Source organism: Alteromonas sp. AO-Serp (assembly GCF_017849675.1).
GTDB classification, from domain to species: domain Bacteria; phylum Pseudomonadota; class Gammaproteobacteria; order Enterobacterales; family Alteromonadaceae; genus Alteromonas; species Alteromonas macleodii.
On sequence record NZ_JAFLMX010000023.1, the window covers coordinates 1 to 1270 of the forward strand.

The window sequence follows — 1270 nt, forward strand, 5'->3', positions numbered from 1 at the left end:
TTTCCTTGATGAGAAGTAACACTGATAAGAATGCTGTAGTCTTATAACGTGCTATTCGAGCTACCTATTGTACAACCTCAAGTTGTTGGGCTTCTGATGCTGTTGCCTCGAGCGTCGCTTCGGAGAGGTGTGGATTATTAAGTTTGAGTACGGTTCTCTCTGAAAGCTTCAGCGCTTTTTCAATATCTTTAAAACTAATGTACTTTTCAAATAACGCGGCGAAGCTTCCGTCTTGTCGAGCAATATTTAATCCCCGTTCTATGCGCTGCGCTAATTCAGGTTTCGATTGTGAAACGAAGAAGAACATGTAAGACGGGTAATACAATAAAACTGAAGGCTCTATGATAATGTCTGGGTCGTTTAGTGATTTCGCCTCTACCACCGCCTCATGAGCCGCACGTGGAAAGTAATCAATTCTACCAGCCTTTAAAAGCTCAATGATAATGTCGTAATTACTGGTTCCTAACGTAGTAAATCCGTTGTGCTCTAGAATCTGAAAATCGGGCCAGTCGTGACCTTGACCTGCAACAAACCGCTTTAGATCAGGCGCGCTACGAACATTGTTAAACTCACGTAGAGTACTTTGGCGGATCAAAGAGACGCGATAGCCCATGATTCCGTTCAATAGAGGAACCCGCACCGGAATGGCTTGCTGTTCACGTAGTTTTGACGTCACTGTCCAAAAAACGTCAATTCCCCCTTCTTGGTTTAGTTGGCGCAGAACGCGTTCTTGCACCAAATTGCCGCTACTCTCTACGAGATATGTTGGTTTAATAGGGTCTTCTGTTTTGCTAAGCGCTAATTTAAGTAATGCAGAGTAATAGGCATGAGAGGCATAGTCGAGCTCACTACTTTCGACTATCTTAACTTCGTAACTGCTAGGGGGGAGCTGTGATGTTTGCGCACTGTCCAACACACTTCCAAAAGCTTCTTGACAGAAAAGGTGCCAAATTATCATCACCGCTACTATTGAAAATAGCCCTACTCGACGTCGATTTTGTATCATGCCTATTTACCTCAATGGCTAAGGAAAAGCCATTGGACCTGCTAACCTTTAACATTGAGTAAAGCTTAGCAGGCCTACTTATTTAGGTTACGTTTACCGTTCAGTATAGACACAATTTTCAAGATGCAAGCGATATGGCGTTAGGTGAGCTGCTCTATTTCGTCCTGTTTCAATTTTTGCTTTTTGTGAAAACTGCGCAAATACATTTTTCGCCATAGGGCTTCAAAGGGACCTTGGTTGAAGTGCTTAGTAATGGCGTTCGCC

1 protein-coding gene is annotated in these 1270 nt (G+C 43.3%); it reads right to left on the bottom strand.

Annotated elements, in window-relative coordinates; all coding sequences use genetic code 11:
- Positions 1 to 64: 64 nt before the first annotated feature.
- The gene (locus tag QVA83_RS01920; RefSeq protein ID WP_287498078.1) at positions 65 to 1006 is read right to left on the bottom strand and encodes a transporter substrate-binding domain-containing protein; all 942 of its coding nucleotides are present in this window, start codon (positions 1004 to 1006) and stop codon (positions 65 to 67) included.
- Between the last annotated feature and the right edge of the window lie 264 nt (positions 1007 to 1270).

What these genes read in the sequence shown, in the direction of transcription:
- QVA83_RS01920 (WP_287498078.1), bottom strand. Translation starts at nt 1,006, where the DNA reads ATGATACAAAATCGACGTCGAGTAGGGCTATTTTCAATAGTAGCGGTG.